General features: G+C 43.0%; 22 protein-coding genes. All 22 read right to left on the bottom strand.

The features are described from left to right. Positions 1 to 130: 130 nt before the first annotated feature. Entirely contained in the window at positions 131 to 1,408 is a 1,278-nt protein-coding gene (gene aroA, locus ACZYRN_RS02340; RefSeq protein ID WP_488909883.1) for a 3-phosphoshikimate 1-carboxyvinyltransferase, read from the bottom strand. 16 nt (positions 1,409 to 1,424) lie between these two features. Next, positions 1,425 to 2,528, bottom strand: a complete 1,104-nt coding sequence (locus tag ACZYRN_RS02335) for a prephenate dehydrogenase (RefSeq protein ID WP_488909882.1) — start codon at positions 2,526 to 2,528, stop codon at positions 1,425 to 1,427. A 15-nt stretch (positions 2,529 to 2,543) separates the two neighbouring features. Next, complete coding sequence (gene hisC / locus ACZYRN_RS02330) at positions 2,544 to 3,641, bottom strand: histidinol-phosphate transaminase (protein WP_488909881.1); 1,098 nt, start codon at positions 3,639 to 3,641, stop codon at positions 2,544 to 2,546. A 15-nt stretch (positions 3,642 to 3,656) separates the two neighbouring features. After that, complete coding sequence (aroH, locus tag ACZYRN_RS02325; protein ID WP_488909880.1) at positions 3,657 to 4,028, bottom strand: chorismate mutase; 372 nt, start codon at positions 4,026 to 4,028, stop codon at positions 3,657 to 3,659. Further along, on the bottom strand, positions 4,022 to 5,116 hold the full coding sequence (aroB, locus tag ACZYRN_RS02320; RefSeq protein ID WP_488909879.1) for a 3-dehydroquinate synthase: 1,095 nt from the start codon (positions 5,114 to 5,116) through the stop codon (positions 4,022 to 4,024). Before aroB ends, aroH begins: the two co-directional genes overlap by 7 nt. 3 nt (positions 5,117 to 5,119) lie before the next feature. After that, a complete protein-coding gene (aroC, locus tag ACZYRN_RS02315) occupies positions 5,120 to 6,295 on the bottom strand; it encodes a chorismate synthase (RefSeq protein WP_488909878.1) in 1,176 nt (391 codons plus the stop codon). Positions 6,296 to 6,446: 151 nt separating this feature from the next. Continuing rightward, positions 6,447 to 7,217, bottom strand: a complete 771-nt coding sequence (locus tag ACZYRN_RS02310) for a CheR family methyltransferase (protein WP_488910528.1) — start codon at positions 7,215 to 7,217, stop codon at positions 6,447 to 6,449. A 117-nt stretch (positions 7,218 to 7,334) separates the two neighbouring features. Next, the gene (gene ndk / locus ACZYRN_RS02305; protein ID WP_488909877.1) at positions 7,335 to 7,781 is read right to left on the bottom strand and encodes a nucleoside-diphosphate kinase; all 447 of its coding nucleotides are present in this window, start codon (positions 7,779 to 7,781) and stop codon (positions 7,335 to 7,337) included. A 95-nt stretch (positions 7,782 to 7,876) separates the two neighbouring features. Then, positions 7,877 to 8,839, bottom strand: coding sequence for a heptaprenyl diphosphate synthase component II (gene hepT, locus ACZYRN_RS02300; protein WP_488909876.1), 963 nt, complete (start codon positions 8,837 to 8,839; stop codon positions 7,877 to 7,879). A 24-nt stretch (positions 8,840 to 8,863) separates the two neighbouring features. After that, the gene (locus ACZYRN_RS02295) at positions 8,864 to 9,568 is read right to left on the bottom strand and encodes a demethylmenaquinone methyltransferase (RefSeq protein WP_488909875.1); all 705 of its coding nucleotides are present in this window, start codon (positions 9,566 to 9,568) and stop codon (positions 8,864 to 8,866) included. A 4-nt stretch (positions 9,569 to 9,572) separates the two neighbouring features. Further along, a complete protein-coding gene (locus ACZYRN_RS02290; RefSeq protein WP_488909874.1) occupies positions 9,573 to 10,328 on the bottom strand; it encodes a heptaprenyl diphosphate synthase component 1 in 756 nt (251 codons plus the stop codon). An 88-nt stretch (positions 10,329 to 10,416) separates the two neighbouring features. Then, entirely contained in the window at positions 10,417 to 10,986 is a 570-nt protein-coding gene (folE, locus tag ACZYRN_RS02285; RefSeq protein ID WP_488909873.1) for a GTP cyclohydrolase I FolE, read from the bottom strand. Positions 10,987 to 11,138: 152 nt separating this feature from the next. Then, a complete protein-coding gene (locus ACZYRN_RS02280; protein WP_018393795.1) occupies positions 11,139 to 11,411 on the bottom strand; it encodes an HU family DNA-binding protein in 273 nt (90 codons plus the stop codon). A 176-nt stretch (positions 11,412 to 11,587) separates the two neighbouring features. Further along, positions 11,588 to 13,063: a stage IV sporulation protein A gene (gene spoIVA / locus ACZYRN_RS02275; protein ID WP_488909872.1), complete on the bottom strand. Its 1,476-nt coding sequence runs from the start codon at positions 13,061 to 13,063 to the stop codon at positions 11,588 to 11,590. A 96-nt stretch (positions 13,064 to 13,159) separates the two neighbouring features. Further along, positions 13,160 to 13,885 (bottom strand): hypothetical protein, encoded by a 726-nt coding sequence (locus tag ACZYRN_RS02270; protein ID WP_488909871.1) that lies wholly within the window; start codon positions 13,883 to 13,885, stop codon positions 13,160 to 13,162. Between the two features lie 14 nt (positions 13,886 to 13,899). Next, a complete protein-coding gene (locus ACZYRN_RS02265; RefSeq protein WP_488909870.1) occupies positions 13,900 to 14,103 on the bottom strand; it encodes a DUF2768 domain-containing protein in 204 nt (67 codons plus the stop codon). Between the two features lie 24 nt (positions 14,104 to 14,127). Further along, positions 14,128 to 15,171, bottom strand: a complete 1,044-nt coding sequence (locus ACZYRN_RS02260) for an NAD(P)H-dependent glycerol-3-phosphate dehydrogenase (RefSeq protein WP_488909869.1) — start codon at positions 15,169 to 15,171, stop codon at positions 14,128 to 14,130. A 20-nt stretch (positions 15,172 to 15,191) separates the two neighbouring features. Beyond that, entirely contained in the window at positions 15,192 to 16,502 is a 1,311-nt protein-coding gene (der, locus tag ACZYRN_RS02255; RefSeq protein WP_488910527.1) for a ribosome biogenesis GTPase Der, read from the bottom strand. Between the two features lie 118 nt (positions 16,503 to 16,620). After that, positions 16,621 to 17,691, bottom strand: coding sequence for a type 2 isopentenyl-diphosphate Delta-isomerase (gene fni / locus ACZYRN_RS02250; RefSeq protein WP_488909868.1), 1,071 nt, complete (start codon positions 17,689 to 17,691; stop codon positions 16,621 to 16,623). 15 nt (positions 17,692 to 17,706) lie between these two features. Next, positions 17,707 to 18,846, bottom strand: a complete 1,140-nt coding sequence (rpsA, locus tag ACZYRN_RS02245) for a 30S ribosomal protein S1 (protein ID WP_488909867.1) — start codon at positions 18,844 to 18,846, stop codon at positions 17,707 to 17,709. A gap of 93 nt (positions 18,847 to 18,939) precedes the next feature. Beyond that, on the bottom strand, positions 18,940 to 19,533 hold the full coding sequence (locus ACZYRN_RS02240) for a lysophospholipid acyltransferase family protein (RefSeq protein ID WP_488909866.1): 594 nt from the start codon (positions 19,531 to 19,533) through the stop codon (positions 18,940 to 18,942). Next, positions 19,530 to 20,204, bottom strand: coding sequence for a (d)CMP kinase (gene cmk, locus ACZYRN_RS02235; RefSeq protein ID WP_488909865.1), 675 nt, complete (start codon positions 20,202 to 20,204; stop codon positions 19,530 to 19,532). The genes ACZYRN_RS02240 and cmk overlap by 4 nt, the downstream gene beginning before the upstream one ends. Positions 20,205 to 20,268 lie beyond the last annotated feature (64 nt).

Below are 20,268 nucleotides of genomic sequence, written 5' to 3'. Positions count from 1 at the left end.
TTTTTCGCTTGTATTGTTAATTCGATTCTTTTTGTTCATCTCCTTCTTTTTTTGAATGTCTCCCTTTATGGAAGAAAATCAATTTTCTGGAGAATTAAATAAATAAGAAAAACGCCCTCACGAGAGGACGTTATTTGATTAGCTGATTCACATGTTCGAAAAATTCAGGGTAGGATACTGCAATCGCTTCAGGATTTTCAAGCTCCACTTCTCCATCTGCAATAAGGGCGGCAATAGCCATGACCATTCCAATACGGTGATCGCCGTGTGACGAAACAGATCCGCCGTGCAGCTTCGATTTTCCACGGATGATCATTCCATCATCAGTTGCTTCAATGTCTGCACCCAGCTTTTTCAACTCATCGACAACCGTATCGATCCGATTCGTCTCTTTTACTTTTAACTCCTCCGCATCACGAATAATGGTATCCCCTTCTGCTTGCGTAGCTAGAAGCGCTATGATCGGTATTTCATCAATTAAGCGCGGAATAAGTGCTCCACTAATTTCCGTTCCTTTTAATTGGGATGTACGGACGGTAACCGTACCAATTTCTTCCCCTTTAAAAGATGTTTTTTCAACCGTCATATCAGCACCCATTTGTTTAAATACGTCAACAATACCCGTACGTGTTTCATTTAATCCGGTATTATGAAGAACAATCTCACTGTCCGGAGCAATGGCCGCAGCAACCATAAAAAATGCGGCAGAAGAAATATCACCCGGTACGTATACATCAGTTCCTTTAAATGACTGACCACCTTCAATGATAATCCGGTCTCCTTCGCGGCGAATGCCGCCGCCAAACTGTTCAATCATTTTTTCAGTGTGATCACGCGTCGCTTCTGGTTCGATAATAACGGATTCACCTTCCGCCTGCAGTGCTGCAAACATAATAGCTGATTTTACTTGAGCGCTTGCGACAGGCAGCTTGTATTCTATCGTTTTCAACTTGCGGCCTCGGATAGAGAGCGGCGTAAAGCGCCCATGATCGCGTCCCGCAATATCTGCTCCCATTGACGCAAGCGGCACCGTTACACGATCCATCGGGCGTCTAGCTATCGATTCATCGCCAATCATAACCGAATGGAACGGCAAGCCCGCAAGAATGCCAAGCATAAGACGTGTTGTCGTCCCCGAGTTGCCTGTATCGAGAATCGAAGATGGTTCTTTTAATCCTTCCCATCCCGTTCCATGAACAATAATTTCTTCTTCGGTTTCTTCAATCTTCACGCCAAGTTTGCGGAAGCAATCAATTGTGCTTAAACAGTCTTCCCCTTTTAAAAAGTGACGAATGACTGTTTTTCCATTTGCAAGCGCACCGAACATAATCGAGCGATGCGAGATAGATTTATCGCCAGGCACTTCAATTTTCCCGCCAAGAGACGGTTGTCCGAAATTCAGTTTCATCTATTTATACCCTCACTTATGCTAAAAATAAATCGTACGTCGTTTTTTGTTCAATGCAAATTTTTGCACGCAAGCGGTCTCTTTCATTTTGAAAACTAATGACGAGAACACCAAATACATCTTCGCGTGTTTCCATAATGCGAATATTTGTAATGCTGATGCGTTCTTCAGCCAAATAGCCAGTCAACTCAGAAATAACCCCTGGATAATCGGGTACATCTACGTAAAGCTCGTAAAAAGAAGGTATGGCACCTTGTGAACGAATCGGCAAGGAATCACGAAATGTTTTGGCATCGTCAAAATATCGATACAATCCATCCGCATCTTCTTTTTCCAAAATGGACAGGATGTCATTCATTTCATCGCGCCAATCCGCTAAAAGTGTAAGCAGCATCTCTTTATTGTGAAGCGAAATGTCTTTCCACATTTCCGGATTAGATGATGCAATGCGCGTAATATCCCTAAACCCGCCCGCTGCGAGCCGTTCAATTAACGGATTTTCATCGTTGAATTTTCGCGCTTGGTGCACGAGGGAAGCGGCTATAATGTGCGGGAAGTGACTAATGACACCCGTTAATTCATCATGCTGCTCTGCTGTTACTTCCATTATTTTCGCCCGCGTGCCTTCTAGCCACTTTTTTAAAATAGCTATATTTTTTTCTTCTGCCGACTTTGGAGGCGTTAGCAAATAAAACGCATTTTCAAAAAGCAATTCTTTTGCTGCTGCAACACCACTTTTATGCGATCCCGCCATCGGGTGACCGCCAATAAAGGCAATTCCTTTTTCCTCCAATATACGTGCCCGCTTCATAATACGGCTTTTCGTACTGCCTGTGTCTGTGATTAATACACCTTTTTTTAATGGCAATGATGCCAGATGCTCAATCATATACTCCGTCTGCAGAACAGGAACAGCAATAATAATTAAATCTGCAGTAGCTGCACCTTCTTCAATGGAGGCCGCCTTTTCATCAATAATATTAAGCGCATCCGCAAGCCCAAGTTCAGATTCGCGTAAATCAAATCCGATAATGTGTGCCTGTGGATGCGCTTTTTTAATCGCCTTAGCAAGTGATCCGCCAATTAAGCCAAGGCCAGCAATAAACACATTCCCTCTCATAGGCGATTACACCTTCTATCTCTTCACAGTTTCTGTCAAAAAGCTTTTCATCGCTTTCATGACGCCTTCATTTTGTTCTTTTGAACCCACTGTTACACGGACAGTGCCCGGAACGCCCAGTGCTGAGCCTGATCGCACAATGTACCCTTTTGACATTAAATATTCAAACAGCTCGTTGCTATCACATTTAAAATCAATCAAAATGAAATTGGCTTCAGATGGATAATAATCTAAGTTTTCTTCTTTGCAAAATGCATAAAACTGTTCTAAACCCGATTTGTTTTCGGAGCTGCACATCTTAATAAATGATTGATCAGCAATAGCTGCCGCGGCTGCTTTCTGTCCGAGTGAGTTTACATTGAATGGTTCGCGAACTGGATCAAGCTGGGCAATTAACGACTCATCCGCAAAACCATAACCGACACGGAATGCTGCAAGACCGTAAATTTTTGAAAATGTGCGCAGAACGATCACGTTTTTATATTGCTTGATAATCTCGCGGGCGTCGTAATAATCTTCTGCTGTGACGTACTCATAATACGCTTCATCAAGGACCACGAATACATCCTGTGGTACACGGTCTAAAAATGCGCGAAGCTCGCCGTCTGTAATATGTATGCCTGTTGGATTATTCGGGCTGCACAGCCAGACAATTGCTGTATTTTCATCGATCGCATCAGCCATCTTATCAAGATTATGTGCGCCTTCTAAAAGTTCAATTTCACGCACTTCCGCTCCTTCAACAACCGCATTATGGCGATATTGAGGAAAAGTTGGCGTCGCCATAACCGTATTTTTACCTGGCTCTAGCATGGCGCGGGAAATCATTAAAATAATTTCATCGGAGCCGTTGCCAAAAATGAGCTGTTTTTCGTCAAGTTGTAAAAATTCAGCTATCACTTTGCGCAGACTGCCTGTATAGCCATCGGGATAAATCGCAAAAGAATCAGCGTACGCACGAATGCATTCTTTCACTTTTTCAGATGAGCCAAATGGATTTTCATTCGATGCCAATTTTACAACTTCTTTCAGTCCATATTCTTTTTTCACATCGTTCGTTGTCCGCCCTGGCTGATAGGCTTTTAACGACAGCATTTGTTCTTTCCATTTCATACTTACATTCTCCCTTCAATTAGTCGATTGCTGTAAATCTGGACGTAAAACAACTGCCCCATCTAAATAAACATGGCGAATCTCTTTTTGCTCTACCTCTGTATTTACGTGCATCATAATGCGGATGCATTTTTCCAGGCCGCCTTTTATCGCCAATTCCTGCATACACATAACAGGCACGTATTCCCATCCTTTTAATTCACGAAGAGCCCGTGCCGGGAACATTGCATCTAAATCCTCAGTCGCTGAAATAAATGCCGAGCATACTTGATCCGGGTTAATCTTATTTTGTTCAATCATATCCGCAATCAAACGTTCTGTTGCTTTTACCATTTCTTCTCCATTGTTTTGCTTCACTGTGATGGCTCCGCGAATTCCTCTTACCAATGCAGGGCCTCCTTCCGAAATTGTTGATCTATTTTTTGCAATTCTTCTTTTGTCATATCCGCTACGTATGGATCGCCAATTTTATTTAACAAAACAAATCGAACCGTACCGCCAAACGCTTTTTTATCACGCGCCATGACATCGTATATATGATCAAATGAAAACGCTGTTCCCGATTCAACCGGATATCCTAGCCCTTTTAGCCACGCAGCAAAAGACGGAATGTCAAACGAAAGACCATTTTTGGCCGCGGATGCATATAAGGCAAAAATCATTCCACAAGCAATCGCTTCTCCATGTGCTACATTGCCGTAGCCTGATAACGATTCAATCGCATGTCCATACGTGTGACCAAAGTTTAAATACGCCCGTACGCCTGTTTCACGCTCATCTTCTTTCACAATTGCCCCTTTAATTTCGATGCCCCGCTTCAAACTATGTTCTAAAAAAGAACCTGCAATATCCGTTACATCATTCACATTCGCTTGAATGCTATGATAGAGTTCTACATCCGCGATTAGTGCATGTTTAATCACTTCCGCAAAACCACTTCTCGTTTCTTTTTCAGACAGCGTGTGCAAAAACAGCGTGTCGTACATAACCGCTTCCGGCTGATGAAAGGCACCGATCATATTTTTACCTAGCGGATGATTGACAGCTGTTTTCCCGCCGACTGCACTGTCATGCGCTAAAATCGTTGTCGGCACTTGAATAAACGGAATGCCTCGCATATATGCCGCAGCACAAAAGCCAGCTAAATCTCCGCAAGCACCCCCTCCAAATGCAATGACAAGTGAACGGCGGTCAAGCGCACATTCAAGCATTCGTGTTAAACATTGTTCAAATACGCTGAATGATTTCGCAGATTCTCCCGCTGGTACGTTATGCCAGTCAGCCGGAATCCCTTCAGGCAATGCTGCCTCAAGAAGCGCTCCATGAATTCTTCGCACCGATTCATCTGCAATGATAAACAGCCGTGTCGGTTTTTGCTTCATTTCGCCGATGAAAGGAGCGATCGAATTGACTGCTCCTTCACCGATGATGACAGGATATGTTTTATTTACTGTTTCTATCATCACTCGGTTCATTCATCAAAACTCCTTTGCGTACTGCTTATGATCCTCAATCTGCCGGATTAAAGCATCCATCCGGTCACCGTTAAACTGATCTAAAATGGCCTGCGCAAGTTCCCAGGCAACTGCTGCTTCTGCCACAACGGCTGCTGCCGGCACTGCACAGCTGTCGGAGCGCTCAATGCTCGCTGTAAACGGTTCTTTCGTATCAATATCTACGCTCTCAAGCGGCTTATAAAGCGTTGGAATCGGCTTCATAACACCACGCACAACGATTGGCATTCCATTTGTCATGCCGCCTTCAAATCCGCCAAGACGATTTGTTTTTCGGTAAAAACCTTGTTCTTCATTCCAGGCGATTTCATCATGCACTTCACTGCCAAACTTATGAGCTGCTTCAAAGCCAATGCCAATTTCTACACCTTTAAAAGCATTTATGCTTACGATGGCTGCTGCCACCTTGGCATCCAGCTTCCGATCGTAATGGACGTAGCTTCCTACGCCAATCGGCATTCCTTCTGCGATAACTTCTACTACGCCTCCGATTGAATCACCATTTTTCTTCGCGTTATCAATCGCTTCAATCATTTTCTGCGCTGCCTCTTCATCCAAGCAGCGGACAGTTGATTCCTCACTGCGCTCTTGCAGCTCTTGAATGGTAGTAAATTGAACATTTTCTGCTCGAATACCGCCAATTTCAATGACATGCGATGCAATTTCAATACCGAGCAGTTTCAGCAGCTTTTTAGCCGCGGCACCAGCTGCTACCCGCACTGTCGTTTCACGCGCAGATGAGCGTTCTAGCACATTCCGCATATCTCGATGGCCATATTTAATACCGCCGTTTAAGTCTGCGTGTCCCGGGCGTGGACGAGTAATTTGACGCTTTACTTCCTCAGCCGCTTCTTCTCCTTCAAGCGGTTCAATGCCCATAATTTTTGTCCAATGTTTCCAGTCATCATTTTCAACGACGAGCGTCACGGGAGAACCGAGCGTCTTGCCGTGGCGTACCCCGGATTTAATTGCCACTAAATCTTTTTCAATCTGCATACGACGTCCTCGGCCGTGCCCTTTTTGACGGCGCAGTAAATCGGTATTAATGTCTTCTCCTAAAAGCTCCATTCCCGCTGGCAGCCCTTCAATAATCGCTGTCAATTGTGGGCCATGTGATTCCCCTGCTGTTAAATATCTCATTTTTCTTCTCCCTTCAGTACGTTAAAGCGGTTATGTACTACTATACCATATTTTATTTTTGCAGAACAGCTGAAACGACTGTTTTTGAGCATTTTATCACAATTCGATGTTTATTTGTGACAAATGTAAAAAACGGTTACAGCCTCTGTTTTTACCCTTTTTTATAAAAGAATGTTTCTTCTACTTCAAAGCCGTATCGCTCTGGATTAAAAATCTGTTCTGTACTGCCGACAAATAGCACGCCGCCCAGACGCAGCGCTGAATTGAATTTATGATAAAGCTTATCTTTTGCTTCTTCTGTAAAGTAAATCATTACGTTTCGGCAGACAATTAAATCATATCCTGTTTCAAACCGGTCTGATAGCAAATTCTGCTTTTTAAATGTTACCGTACGTTTAATGTCGTCAGCTATTTTAAAGTACTGTCCTTCTTCATAAAAAAATTTTTCCCTCATCGCATCCGGTACCTCTGCCAATGAACGCTCAGAATAAACACCTATTTTTGCTTTTTGAATTACGTTCTGATCAAGGTCTGTTGCTTGCACCTTCACGGCAGACAGTGGCAGAATATTTGAAAATACCATGGCCATGGTATATGGCTCTTCTCCTGTCGAACATGCTGCACTCCATACTTTTAAACGTTTGTTTTCTTTAAGTAAACGAGGCAATATTTTTTTTTCGAGCACGTCCCAACGTTTTCTGTTTCGGTAAAATTCCGATACATTAATCGTCATTCGGTCCAAAAATTCATTCATCATATCTTGATTGCTGCCTAACGCATCAAAAAAAGCCGAAAACGATGGATATCCTTTTTTTTCATAAAATGACGTTAGCCGCCGCTTCATTTGAGCTTCTTTATATAAAGAAAGGTCAATTCCAGTTTTCTTTTTAATGGACGAAACAAATTTTTCGTAATCGTCTATTGTACTCACCCTTTCCCCGTCTCTCCTTTATTATAGCTGAAGTTAGGAAAAGTAGTGGTATCATTTTCACACAAAAAAAGCTTTCAGCCTCAAAAAACAGCTAAAAGCTTTTAAAAATTAGTATACCCACTCAGAACCGGACTTTTGATAGTCTGTCAATTCTTCTTCTTTAAAGAAAATACCAATTTCACGAACTGCACTTTCTGGAGAATCAGAACCATGAATAATGTTTTTTCCAACGCTTACTGCATAATCACCGCGGATTGTTGCTGGTGCCGCATCTTTAGGGTTTGTAGCACCCATCATTTGACGCGCAGTTGCGATCACATTCTCGCCTTCCCACACCATTGCAAAAACAGGACCGGATGTAATGAAATCCACAAGTTCACCGAAAAAAGGACGTTCTTTATGTTCGCCGTAATGCTGTTCCGCTGTCTCGCGTGATACTTGCATTAGTTTTGCTCCAACCAAACGGAAACCTTTTTTCTCAAAGCGGGCTGTAATTTCACCGATTAATCCGCGTTGTACGCCATCTGGTTTAATCATTAAGTATGTTTTTTCCATATTTCATCACTCCTAATGTATGTATACCGCTATCATGCGGACATGATGAATCGTATCATTTTCATTATAAGTTTACAACTTTTCCACGGAAAAACTCAATATTTTCTGCGGCCTATAAAGTGGGCTATTTCGCGAAGCTGTTTTTGATGATGCCCCTGCGGAATTTCCTCTAGAACAGCCAGCGCACGGTCTAAATAACGATAGCTTAATTCATTTGAACGTTCTATTGCATCACTTTGTTTCAACAAAGAAATAATTTCATCAATATCCTGTCTATCTGTATGTGCGGAAACATTTACAATACGGCTGCGTAATTCATCTTTCTCCATTGCAAATAAAACAGGCAATGTAATATTCCCTTGCAAAAGATCACTGCCGGCTGGTTTCCCTAATTCTTTTTCACTAGCAGTAAAATCCAGTATATCATCGGTAATTTGAAATGACATCCCTACGTTATAGCCAAACTCATATAGTTTACGATGAACGTGTGCAGGCGCTCCTGCTGTAATCGCACCAAGTTGACAACTGGCTGCAATTAAAATGGCTGTTTTCCTTTTAATGCGACGTAAATAGTCGCGCAACTGTTGGTTATACCGGTATTTATCTTGAATTTGTACAATTTCGCCAATGCACAGTTCTGTCATCGTATGCGACAAAATTTGATGGGCGTCCGGATCATCTATTTGTGCCATGCATTCAAGTGCTGCCGCGAAAATAAAATCACCTGTATACATAGCGATACGGTTATCCCATTCTGCTTTCACCGTCTTTTCCCCGCGTCGTATAACCGCATCATCGATGACATCGTCATGGACAAGCGATGCCATATGTATTAATTCCAGTGCAGCAGCAGCATATTTTATGCGATGTATATCGTATTCGCCGAATTTCGCGCCGAGCAAAAGCAAAAGCGGACGAATTCGTTTTCCGCCTGCCTTCAGCAAATGAACAGATGCCTCTTCTAATATGGGAGAGTTCGATTTCACCGTGCGTTCGAGTTCTTTTTCGATTATATCAATATCCGCTTTCATAAGCGAATAGATCAGTTTAATATTCATTCTTTTCTTCACCCGGCTTTTGGTCTATTGTTTATTCCCATAGTGTGTCGCCGCCACACCGCCTGTATGCGGCTTAAAGCGGACATTTGTAAATCCTGCCTGCTGAAACATCCGTGCTAATTCTCTCATATCAGGAAAGTGACGGGCAGATTCTTGCAGCCACGAATATTCATCATAGCTTTTTGCAAACAAACGGCCAATTGCCGGCATCACATAGCGGAAATACAATGTATATCCTTCTTTAAAAACCGGCAGTTCCGGCTGACTCGTTTCTAGGCACACGGCCATGCCACCTTGCTTTAATACACGATTCATCTCTTTGAGCACTTGCATATAATCCGGAACATTACGCAGACCAAAACCGATTGTAACATAATCAAACGTATTATCTTCAAAGGGCAATTCCATTGCGTTGCCATGAACAAGCTCTACTTGATCTAAATGCGCCGCTTTCACTTTTTCTTCGCCCACTTGCAGCATATTTTTACTAAAGTCAATCCCTTTAACAATACCTTCTTTACCGACTGCTTCAGCAAGAGCGATCGTCCAGTCTGCTGTACCGCAGCAAATATCAAGCGCTGAAGATCCGGCCGGCACGTTCATGATTTTCATTGTTTCTTTCCGCCATCGTTTATGCTGCTGAAAGCTGATGACAGAATTCATTTTATCGTAATTTCCATAAATTCTTTCAAACACATGGTGGACTTTTTCTTCTTTCGATTGCTGCATGTCGTCACCCTTCTTCCGCATATCGAAGTTTACTTTCAAATATGCGGTCATATTCTGCCTGTACAATGGCTGCTGTTTGCTGATTCAGCTTTCGTATATGCATAAGAATACTGCTTTCAAGCTCATGTAAATGAGCATTTATTTCATCCACGACGCGTGATGGAGACTCAAGCATATGAAGAAGCACATCATATACAATAAATGAATTTTTCAGTTCATTGCGCAGACGCTCCGCTGTCAATAATAAAGACATCGACTCAATTAAATGGATATCCGCCTTATTTTCTAGGTAGATAGCACGAATAATATTCGATTCAATTACACGCACAGTACGGAACACGTCTGCTGCTGATGTGCATTCTTTCTGGTGAAGGGCTGTTTTCATTTCATTTACTTGTTTAACCGCTTCTGCCAATACACTCACATAATGAATAGATCCCGCTTCTGCCAGCGTCCGGTAATATACCCCGCTAAAATAATCACCTGCCAGGGCAATTAACTGGTCCGTTTGCGTGATCTCTTTCAAGATTGGGGCAATTTGATCATGTGTATCAAGGGCCAGTTGAATGATTATAGCAGCTGTCATTTGCTTTCGTACTTGAAATGTTGTTCGTTCCTTATCTGTAAATGCCAGCATTAATGCAGATACCCGCAGAGAATTAATGTTAGGAGCACCAATCCCTTTAACTAAAAATGACTGTGAACACGTCCGTCTCATTTCCTCCACTAGCTCTGTCTGCTCAATTTGCCAATCATCCATTCCTACAACCCCTCAATCTCAAAACATGTCATTGTTTTTTTATTTCCCGTTCAATTAAAAGCAAGTACAGTATACCATAAATCGTTCCTTATGACGAACGAATGAGCGCAAGGAGCTCCGTTCGAAGCTGTGAATCATTCTCATAGCGGCCCCGTGCTGCAGTTGTTACGGTCTTTGCACCCGGCTTCTTCACGCCGCGCATCGCCATACACATATGCTCCGCTTCTACAATCACCATCGCACCATGCGGCTCCAGCATTTCCATAATGGCATTTGCCACTTCATTTGTAATCCGTTCTTGGAGCTGCGGTCGCCGTGCTACCGTTTCAACAGCACGAGCTAGTTTGCTAAGCCCTGTTACTTTGCCGCCTTTTGGCAAGTAGGCAACATGGGCATGACCAAAAAATGGCACAAGATGATGCTCACACATCGAATAGAATGGAATATCCTTTACAAGCACGAGTTCTTCATACTGCTCTTCAAAGACCGTTTCAAAATAGTCTTTTGGATCGGTGTGAAGACCCGAAAAAACTTCTGCATACATTTTTGCTACCCTTTTCGGTGTATCTTGCAGGCCTTCACGGTCCGGATTTTCTCCTACTGCTTCTAAAATGAGGCGCACAGCCTCTTCAATTTTGGCATGATCTACTTCAGCCATTGTCATCACTCCTGTATATGCTCAACGCGTTTATTATGTACTGCTATCCATATTAGCATATCAATTCATTGTCCGGCAAAGAGAAGTGTTATAAAAAAATGGGACCGCTCTTAATAGAGCAGCCCCATCTACAGCCTTCATCGGCTATGTACTTATTTAACTGCGTCTTTAAGCGCCTTACCCGGTTTAAATGCAGGTACTTTGCTTGCAGCAATTTCGATTTCTTCACCTGTTTGTGGGTTGCGTCCTTTACGTGCAGAACGTTCGCGTACTTCAAAATTCCCAAAACCAATCAATTGTACTTTGTCGCCTTTTGCCAATGTGTTCTGGATGGCATCGAAAAGAGCGTCCACCGCTTTCGTAGCGTCTTTCTTTGAAAGTTCAGCTGTTTCTGCCACTTCATTGATTAAATCAGTTTTATTCATGCCATTCACCTCCTCCTGGATAGGACCCGATAAACATTGTTGTATCAATGTTTTACCGTAATTCTGTTAAAAGATTATCACATGTGTTTGGTCATATCAAGTAGAATCCTCCTTAAACACTCATTTTCACCATTTTCATACAAAAAAGACTCTCGAAATCGAGAGCCTGACTGTTTTCATAGTAAAATAGCAATCATGCCGCCCGATCCTTCATTAATGATTTTCTCAAGCGTATCTTTTAATTTATAGCGGGCATTGTCCGGCATAAGAGATACTTTTGATTGGATACCTTCACGGACAATCGAGCTTAAATTGCGTCCGAAAATGTCGCTGTCCCAAACAGACAATGGGTCTTCATCAAAGTTTTTCATGACGTGCTGCACAAGTTCCTCACTTTGCTTTTGTGTTCCGATAATAGGAGAGAACTCGGACTCCACCTCAACTTTAATCATATGAATGGATGGTGCGACTGCTCTCATTCTAACGCCATATCTTGAACCGTGACGTATAATTTCTGGCTCTTCAAGGCGCATATCCGCAAGCGACGGCACCGCAACACCATAGCCCGTCTGCCGCACCATATTCACTGCTTCTTCCACCTGTCCGTATTCTTCTTTAATACGGGCGTAGTGCTGCATAATTTCCAGCAAGTGTTCTTTACCCCGTAACGGTTCGCCAATAATTTCATTGACAATTGTTTCATATAAACCATCCGGTGCGTTTAAATTAATTTCTGCAACCCCTTGGCCCATGTCCATCCCAGTTAAAACGGCTGATTGTATATACTCGCCACCGCCAAATTGATCGACGACACGATTGACATCTCGGAGCCGCTTAATATCTTTCACTGTTTCTTTGACCATGTCATTATAGCGATCACGCAGCCAGTGTGATTCATCAAGTGCCATAATCCAGGATGGCAAGTGGACATTCACTTCATGGACTGGAAATTCAAACAGCGCTTCTTGCAGCACGTGCAGCACATTTGATTCTGTCATCGCTTCCACAGACATTGCCAATACCGGAATATCATATTTCTCGCTTAATTCCTGTTGTAACTGTGCTGTTTCAGCATGGTGGGGTCTTGCCGTATTAATAATGACAATAAACGGTTTACCTACTTCTTTGAGCCCTGCAATCGCTTTTTCTTCTGCTTCTACATATACGTCCCGTCTTATTTCACCAAACGAGCCATCTGTTGTGACCACAACACCGATTGTCGAATGCTCTTCAATCACTTTGCGCGTTCCGATATCAGCCGCTTCATTAAATGGGACTGGCTCATCGAACCACGGCGTTTGAATCATACGCGGGCCATGTTCATCTTCATACCCTATCGCTTCAGGAATGACATAGCCGACACAGTCAACGAGCCGGATGTTCACTTGTACACCGCCTGCTTGCACGGCAGCCGCACGGCTTGGGACAAATTTAGGTTCGGTCGTCATGATGGTTTTACCGGATGCGCTTTGCGGCAGCTCGTCCTGCGCTCTGCGACGCTCTGATTCACTGTCCATATTCGGTAAGACAAGTAATTCCATAAAACGCTTAATGAATGTTGATTTTCCTGTCCGAACAGCACCAACCACGCCTAAGTAAATATCTCCTTCCGTTCGCTCTGCTATATCTTTCATCAACTCTGCCTTTTCCATGAGGAGCCCCCTTCCGTACTTAACGGCCCGTCCGCCGCCAACAATACATTGTATGAACATATAGCTGTGTTTATGAAAAAAAGAAGTCTGACTGAGTTAGTCAGACTTCCTGCTGTTCATAAAAATAGGCTCTCCATGATCATCTACTGTGTATGGAAGAGAGTAGGCCGGTACAAAAGGTGATGAGTTTACGAGTAATGAACGGATATCTTCACCTGATTTTGGCTTTTCCTTCGTTTCCTGCAATACAGCGTATAAATCAGCTGCATAATCAATATACAACGTACCATCGCCACTCATCACAAAAGTCAATGGCTTCTGTGAATATGGACTGGTTACATACGGTTCCTCTTTATAACCAAGTTCCTTGAAATCAATCGAATACACGTTATCAGCAAGTGTATCTTTAAATGGAGGATACTCATGTGCAATCAATCGGATATGCATGCTTTGAATTTGCTCGGCAATACGTAAGTCAATTAATTTAACGGTTGGATCCGTTTCCACATCTACAAGAACATACTGATAAACACCACCGCTTTCAAACGCATTTCCGGGTGGTTCGGCCATATACTTCGGAGAAATCTTACTGAAATCAACCGGGTATTTTTCATATATATCCGGGTCATCTTCTTTCGTTTTAATCGGCAAAATCCCATCCTGCTCCGATTGAAATTGATCAACAGCTAACTGTACAGCCTGCAATTGATCTTCATACGGCACTTGATTTTGACTGCGGTTTTCATCAGGGTATAAACAGCCGCTTAAGAAAAGCACTGCGCTCATCATCATAAAAATAACGGTTTGATTTTTTTTCTTCATCGCACGATACTCCTTTATAGACCAGTCGGACCGCTTAACACCACATACGCCACAATAAGACCGCCCATAGCCATACATAAATAGGCAAAAAGCGCAGTCATACTTTTTATAACCCCGTTCTTTATTTTATACCGGCTTACATAAATTGAGAAAATGGCGACGATCATCAGCCCCATTCCGGCAAATGATATCCACATTTTGAGCATTGATGCTGACATTCCGATTCGTCCTTTCGTTTATATTCACTCGTCCTGCCTTGCCCCGAGCACATTAATTAAATCTTCCAGCTCATGTTTCTTCACACGAGCCATTAATTCATCAACAGCTTTTTTCGGATCCTGCTGTTTAAATAAAATATTGTACAGGGCATTTGTAATCGGCATTTGCACGTCATACTTTGCAGACAGCTGATGAGCAGCTTTCGTCGTACGTACTCCTTCAACGACCATCCCCATACTTCCCAGTACTTCACTAAGCTTTTGACCTTTTCCAAGCATGTTCCCAGCACGCCAGTTTCGTGAATGTACACTGGTACATGTTACAATTAAGTCACCTATGCCGGCAAGACCGGAAAATGTGAGTGGATTAGCCCCCATTTTCGTCCCAAGACGGGCAATTTCAGCGAGGCCACGTGTGATCAAGGCCGCCTTGGCATTATCGCCGTAGCCAATACCATCTGAAATACCAGCGGCAAGGGCGATAATATTTTTCAATGCACCACCGATTTCAACACCAATAATATCTGGATTTGTATAAACACGAAAATGTTGATTCATAAACAAATCCTGTATTTTTTTGGCAGCTTCGGACGACTTCGAGGAAACCGTCACGGTTGTCGGATGACGCAAGCTCACTTCTTCTGCATGAGAAGGGCCCGACAGCACAACCACACTTTGAAGCATGTTTGCCGGTACTTCTTGCTCGATCATTTCAGAGATACGCAGAAGAGAATTCGGTTCAATTCCTTTTGATACGTGAACGATCGTGACAGGCGTTGCAGCTATCGTTACGACTTTAGCAGCCACTTCTCTGATTGCCTTAGTCGGGACAGCCAGTACCACAACGTCAACACCTACAAGCGCCTCTCCTAAGGATGTTGTGCCGATAATATTTTCAGGCAACTCAATATTCGGCAAATAGCGGCTGTTTTTATGGGTCATGTTTATCTCGTTCACTCGCTCTTCATTTTCCGTCCATAAAAAGACGTTATGCCTGTTATCTGCCAGAACGAGCGCAAGCGCCGTTCCCCAGCTGCCTGCCCCAAGTACGGCAATTTTCTCAGTCACATGAACCCCTGCCTTTCTGATTATTTTCTCGCGCGTGCGATAATGTGTATAGGTGTCCCTTCAAACACAAACGCATCTCGAATACGATTTTCTAAGAAGCGAATATACGAAAAATGCATCAGTTCCGGCTCATTGACGAAAACAATAAATGTAGGCGGCTTAACTGCTACCTGTGTGGCATAGTAGACTCGAAGACGTTTCCCTTTATCGGCTGGTGCAGGGTTCATCGCAACCGCATCCGCAATTACATCATTTAACACGCTTGATTGAACACGCATAGAATGGCTTTCACTTGCTCTATCAATAAATGGCATGAGTGTATGAATACGTTTTTTCGTTTTCGCAGATAAATAAACGATCGGTGCATAATCCAAAAACTGAAAATGACTGCGAATATTTTCTTCAAACTCACTCATCGTTTTTTCATCTTTTTCAACCGCATCCCATTTATTCACAACAATGACGACTGCCCGGCCCGCTTCATGTGCGTAACCGGCAATATGTTTGTCCTGTTCGCGAATTCCTTCTTCCGCATTTAAGACGACAAGGACAACGTCAGATCGTTCAATTGCACGCATCGCACGTAATACACTATATTTTTCTGTCGTTTCATATACTTTTCCGCGTTTGCGTATACCTGCCGTGTCAATCAATACGTACTTTTGCCCGTTGTACGTATAAGGCGAATCAATCGCATCACGCGTTGTTCCTGCAATATCACTCACAATGACTCTCTCTTCACCTAAAAGTGCATTTACAAGCGATGACTTCCCTACATTTGGACGGCCAATCAGTGAAAATTTAATGGTGTCTTCATCATACGGCTTATCTTCCCCAGTAGGAAAATGAGAAACGACTTCATCTAGAAGATCACCTAGACCAATCCCATGTGAACCGGAAATCGGATAAACTTCACCAAAACCGAGCGAGTAAAAATCATATATATCGCTGCGCATATCTGGATTATCAATTTTATTGACGCCTAACACAATTGGTTTTTTGGATCGATATAAAATTTTTGCTACTTCTTCATCTGCTGATGTAACACCTTCACGTCCATTAACAATAAAGATAATAACATCTGCTTCATCAATCGCAATTTCTGCTTGCTGACGAATTTGTTCAAGAAATGGTTCATCGCTCAGATCAATTCCACCTGTATCAATTAAATTGAATTCATGTGTCAGCCATTCTCCAGAGCTGTAAATTCGATCACGCGTTACACCCGGCACATCTTCAACAATTGAAATGCGCTCGCCAGCAATGCGATTAAAGATTGTCGATTTCCCCACGTTTGGTCTGCCGACGATGGCTACAGTCCGTTTCATTATTGCATCTTTCCCTTCAAAGGTTCAGTCATTTATTCCTGCTTTATTTATTTTTTTCAAAAGAAAACCCTTCTGCCGTGAGAAGGGGTTCAGTCAATATCTTATTTTACCAATATTTCTTTCATGAATCAAATGAGGGTGGTATTCTCACTGCAAACCGATCAGGCTCACATTGACGAACTTTCAGCCAATGATAAGTTTCATCATGGATAACAAGCGGCACATGTTGAAGGTCTGCAATCGTTTTTGCCCCAAGTGCACACATCATCATCTGCATATCTTTCTTTAGTTGTTCTACATATTCGATTAATACCTCTATACCGTCGTTTATTAAAATATTTAATAGATAGCCAGACATACCTGCTGCCGATGCACCGAGCGCCAACGATTTCACTGCATCTTCAGCTGTTTGAAGGCCTCCCGATGCGATGGTTCTTTTCTCTGGTGCTCCTATTACCGTTTCTACTATAGAAACAGCCGTAGGAAGGCCCCATTTGTTAAAAAAAGACATCGGTTTTTCAGATCGTTCATTTTCGATTCTTGCAAAATTGGTCCCGCCAAAACCACCTGTATCAATCGCGGCCACAGGAAGTTTATTTAATAATGCAGCCGTTTCACGCCCTATCCCAAATCCTGTCTCTTTTACAATTACAGGAACGGATACACGTTCGGCAATCACTTCGATTCGCTCTGCTACACCTCGGAAATCACGATCTCCTTCAGGCATAGCCAATTCTTGAATCACATTTAAATGAATTTGCAGAGCATCCGCTTCAATCATGTCACACACCGCCAGCGCCTCATCTGGTGTTGATTCCGATCCAATATTCGCAAATAAAAGCCCGTTCTTATTCACTTTCCGTACTGCTGTAAATGTATCACGTTCCTGTGGATGACGCAGTGCTGCCATTTGCGATCCTACCGCCATAGGTATTCCGCATGATGCAGCCATTTCTGCTAGCTGCCGGTTAATGTCAGCCGTTGTTGTTCCGCCTCCGCCTGTCATCGCGTTCACAAAAATGGGCGAACTCCATTGAAGTCCGCCAATTTCGGTTGAAAGCGATATATCATTGACAGAGGAGCCCGGGATGCTGCGGTGTACAAACTGAATATCATCCAATCCTGTACCACGACTCTGTCCCGTTGAAAGCGCATAGTGAATATGATCAATCTTCCGCTCCGCTCTGCTCAATTATTCATCACCATCTTATTTTAAGTCTTTTAATTGATCACCGAGAATATCGCCGATTTGGAATCCAGAACTTTCTTCTGGCATTTCATATGAATCATACGATTCTTCCGGTTGACTTTCTTCAAATGGCTTCATGCTAAGTGACAGACGATGCTCCTCTTCGTTAGCATCCAGCACTTTCACTTTTACATGCTGCCCTTCTTCAAGTACTTCATGCGGTGTACCGATATGACGGTTGGAGATTTGTGAAATGTGAACAAGTCCTTCTACACCAGGGAACACTTCTACAAAAGCACCGTACGAAACGAGACGTTTCACTGTTCCTTCAAGCTCTGAACCGATCGGCGCACGGTCGGCAATATTTTCCCACGGTCCAGGAAGTGTTTCTTTAATTGACAATGAGATACGCTCGCTGTCACGGTCAATCGAAAGCACTTTCACTTTTACTTCTTCACCTTCAGCTAACACATCAGACGGTTTTTCCACATGCTCATGAGACAATTGTGAGATATGGACAAGTCCGTCAACACCGCCAATATCAACAAATGCGCCAAAATCTGTCAAACGCTGTACTTTTCCTTCAAGCACATCGCCTGCTTGAATGTTTTCAAGCACTTTTTGTTTATTTTCTGCTTTTTCGATATCGAGAACAGCACGATGTGATAAGATCAACCGGTTTTTATCCTGTTCAAGTTCGACAATTTTAAGCTTAATCACTCTACCTTTATAGTCTTCAAAATCTTCAACGAAGTGATCTTCAACAAGTGAAGCAGGAATAAACCCTCGAATGCCAAGATCAACAACGAGGCCGCCTTTGACAACTTCTTTAATTTCCGCTTCAAAAATCTCACCTTCTTGAAAACGGCGCTGCATATCTTCCCATGCGGTTTCCGCGTCAGCTTTCCGTTTTGATAAAACGTAAAGATCATCTTCTTCTTTTGTAACAAGCAGCTCTAGCTCGTCGCCTTCTTTGACCACGTCCGATGCTTTTTCTACGTGAAGGCTTGACAGTTCACTGATCGGAATAATGCCGTCTTTCTTGCTGTCCGCGATTTCCACCTGGACTTGCTTTTCTTCGACTTTCACGACCGTGGCGCTTACTTTATCACCAACGGAGTAGTTGTTCACTTCTACCTGGTTCATATCCTCTGTCATATGTAATCCTCCTCAATACAAAACTGCTGCAATTTTTTTAAAAATTCTTTCTTCTAACTTCTTACAAACTAGCGGATTTGTCAAGTTGAATGCTCACACACTATGTTCCTGAATTAACCGTCCGATTGCATTCATAATAGCTTCCGTTGCTTCTTCAGCGGAGGCTTTCCTCGTCCGAAGTTCACTCATATCAATGGGCGGTCCATATACAACTTTTAGCTTGCGGCCTATTTTATAAGGACCGATGACGGCACACGGCACAACCGCTGCGTCGGTGCGCAAGGCAAAAAAACCTGCGCCGGAAAGCCCTTTTCCGAGCTGCCCATTTTTAGAACGGGTGCCTTCTGGAAACAAACCAAGCACCTGTCCTTCTTTTAACATTTTCAATCCGCTTCGCAATGCTTCACGATCGCTCATTCCCCGTTTGACGGGAAAAGCATTTAATCCACGCATTAGTTTGCCTGTCCATTTTGTCTTAAAGAGCTCTTCCTTTGCCATAAAACGAACAGGGCGTTTCGATGTTATGCCGACAACAGGTGGGTCAAGATTGTCGATATGGTTGGCGCATAAAAGAACACCGCCTTCTTTCGGAAAATGCTCCAATCCTAAGACTTGAATACGGTAGACAGGCGTTAATGCTAATTTAACCACTGTTTTTGCTGCTGTATAAAGGGTTACCACCGTCATCCGTTCCTCTCAGTCACATTTGCCATGATCGCTTCCACCACTTGTTCAATTGTCATGAATGTCGTGTCGATTTCAATCGCATCTTCTGCTTTTTTTAGCGGAGACTCCACCCTTTCCATATCCATGCGATCGCGATCAGCAATCTCTCTTTTTAAATTCTCCAAATCTGATGAAAATCCTTTTTTAAGATTTTCTGCATAACGTCTTTTTGCCCTTTCCTCCACGCCCGCTAACAAAAATATTTTTAATTCAGCGTCCGGCAAAACACTTGTACCAATATCCCGTCCATCCATAACGATACCACCCTTTTCGGCTAGCTGCTGCTGACGAATCGTCATATCACGGCGGACTTCGCTATGGCGGGCAACGCTCGATACGTTATTCGTCACAGCATCTGTTCGAATCGCATCGGTTACATCCACACCGTCGAGAAGCACACTTTGGCCGCTTACGCCTTGTTTCAATGTGATTTCCGTTTCGGCAAGAAGCTCACCAAGCGCTTTCCCGTCCTCCAAATTTATGCCGTTTTGCAGCGCTTTATACGTAATAGATCGATACATTGCACCTGTATCGATGTAAATATAGGAAAGCCGTGCTGCCACAAGTTTTGCCGTTGTGCTCTTTCCGGCAGCTGCCGGCCCGTCAATTGCAATTTGAATCTTTCTCTCCATCTTGTCACCTCTATAACAAAAAATTCTTTTTTTATTTTAACATAGTTATATATGAATATAAAAA

It is taken from the genome of Domibacillus sp. F004 (genome assembly GCF_057814295.1).
This window is presented reverse-complemented; position numbering and strand designations above follow the sequence as displayed.

Bases quoted from the DNA above. Each gene is read 5' to 3' on its own strand.
- aroA (WP_488909883.1), bottom strand. From the start codon at position 1,408: ATGAAACTGAATTTCGGACAACCGTCTCTTGGCGGGAAAATTGAAGTG.
- ACZYRN_RS02335 (WP_488909882.1), bottom strand. From the start codon at position 2,528: ATGAGAGGGAATGTGTTTATTGCTGGCCTTGGCTTAATTGGCGGATCA.
- hisC (WP_488909881.1), bottom strand. From the start codon at position 3,641: ATGAAATGGAAAGAACAAATGCTGTCGTTAAAAGCCTATCAGCCAGGG.
- aroB (WP_488909879.1), bottom strand. From the start codon at position 5,116: ATGAACCGAGTGATGATAGAAACAGTAAATAAAACATATCCTGTCATC.
- aroC (WP_488909878.1), bottom strand. From the start codon at position 6,295: ATGAGATATTTAACAGCAGGGGAATCACATGGCCCACAATTGACAGCG.
- ndk (WP_488909877.1), bottom strand. From the start codon at position 7,781: ATGGAAAAAACATACTTAATGATTAAACCAGATGGCGTACAACGCGGA.
- hepT (WP_488909876.1), bottom strand. From the start codon at position 8,839: ATGAATATTAAACTGATCTATTCGCTTATGAAAGCGGATATTGATATA.
- ACZYRN_RS02295 (WP_488909875.1), bottom strand. From the start codon at position 9,568: ATGCAGCAATCGAAAGAAGAAAAAGTCCACCATGTGTTTGAAAGAATT.
- ACZYRN_RS02290 (WP_488909874.1), bottom strand. From the start codon at position 10,328: ATGGATGATTGGCAAATTGAGCAGACAGAGCTAGTGGAGGAAATGAGA.
- folE (WP_488909873.1), bottom strand. From the start codon at position 10,986: ATGGCTGAAGTAGATCATGCCAAAATTGAAGAGGCTGTGCGCCTCATT.
- ACZYRN_RS02280 (WP_018393795.1), bottom strand. From the start codon at position 11,411: ATGAATAAAACTGATTTAATCAATGAAGTGGCAGAAACAGCTGAACTT.
- spoIVA (WP_488909872.1), bottom strand. From the start codon at position 13,063: ATGGAAAAGGCAGAGTTGATGAAAGATATAGCAGAGCGAACGGAAGGA.
- ACZYRN_RS02270 (WP_488909871.1), bottom strand. From the start codon at position 13,885: ATGAAGAAAAAAAATCAAACCGTTATTTTTATGATGATGAGCGCAGTG.
- ACZYRN_RS02265 (WP_488909870.1), bottom strand. From the start codon at position 14,103: ATGTCAGCATCAATGCTCAAAATGTGGATATCATTTGCCGGAATGGGG.
- rpsA (WP_488909867.1), bottom strand. From the start codon at position 18,846: ATGACAGAGGATATGAACCAGGTAGAAGTGAACAACTACTCCGTTGGT.
- ACZYRN_RS02240 (WP_488909866.1), bottom strand. From the start codon at position 19,533: ATGACGGTGGTAACCCTTTATACAGCAGCAAAAACAGTGGTTAAATTA.
- cmk (WP_488909865.1), bottom strand. From the start codon at position 20,204: ATGGAGAGAAAGATTCAAATTGCAATTGACGGGCCGGCAGCTGCCGGA.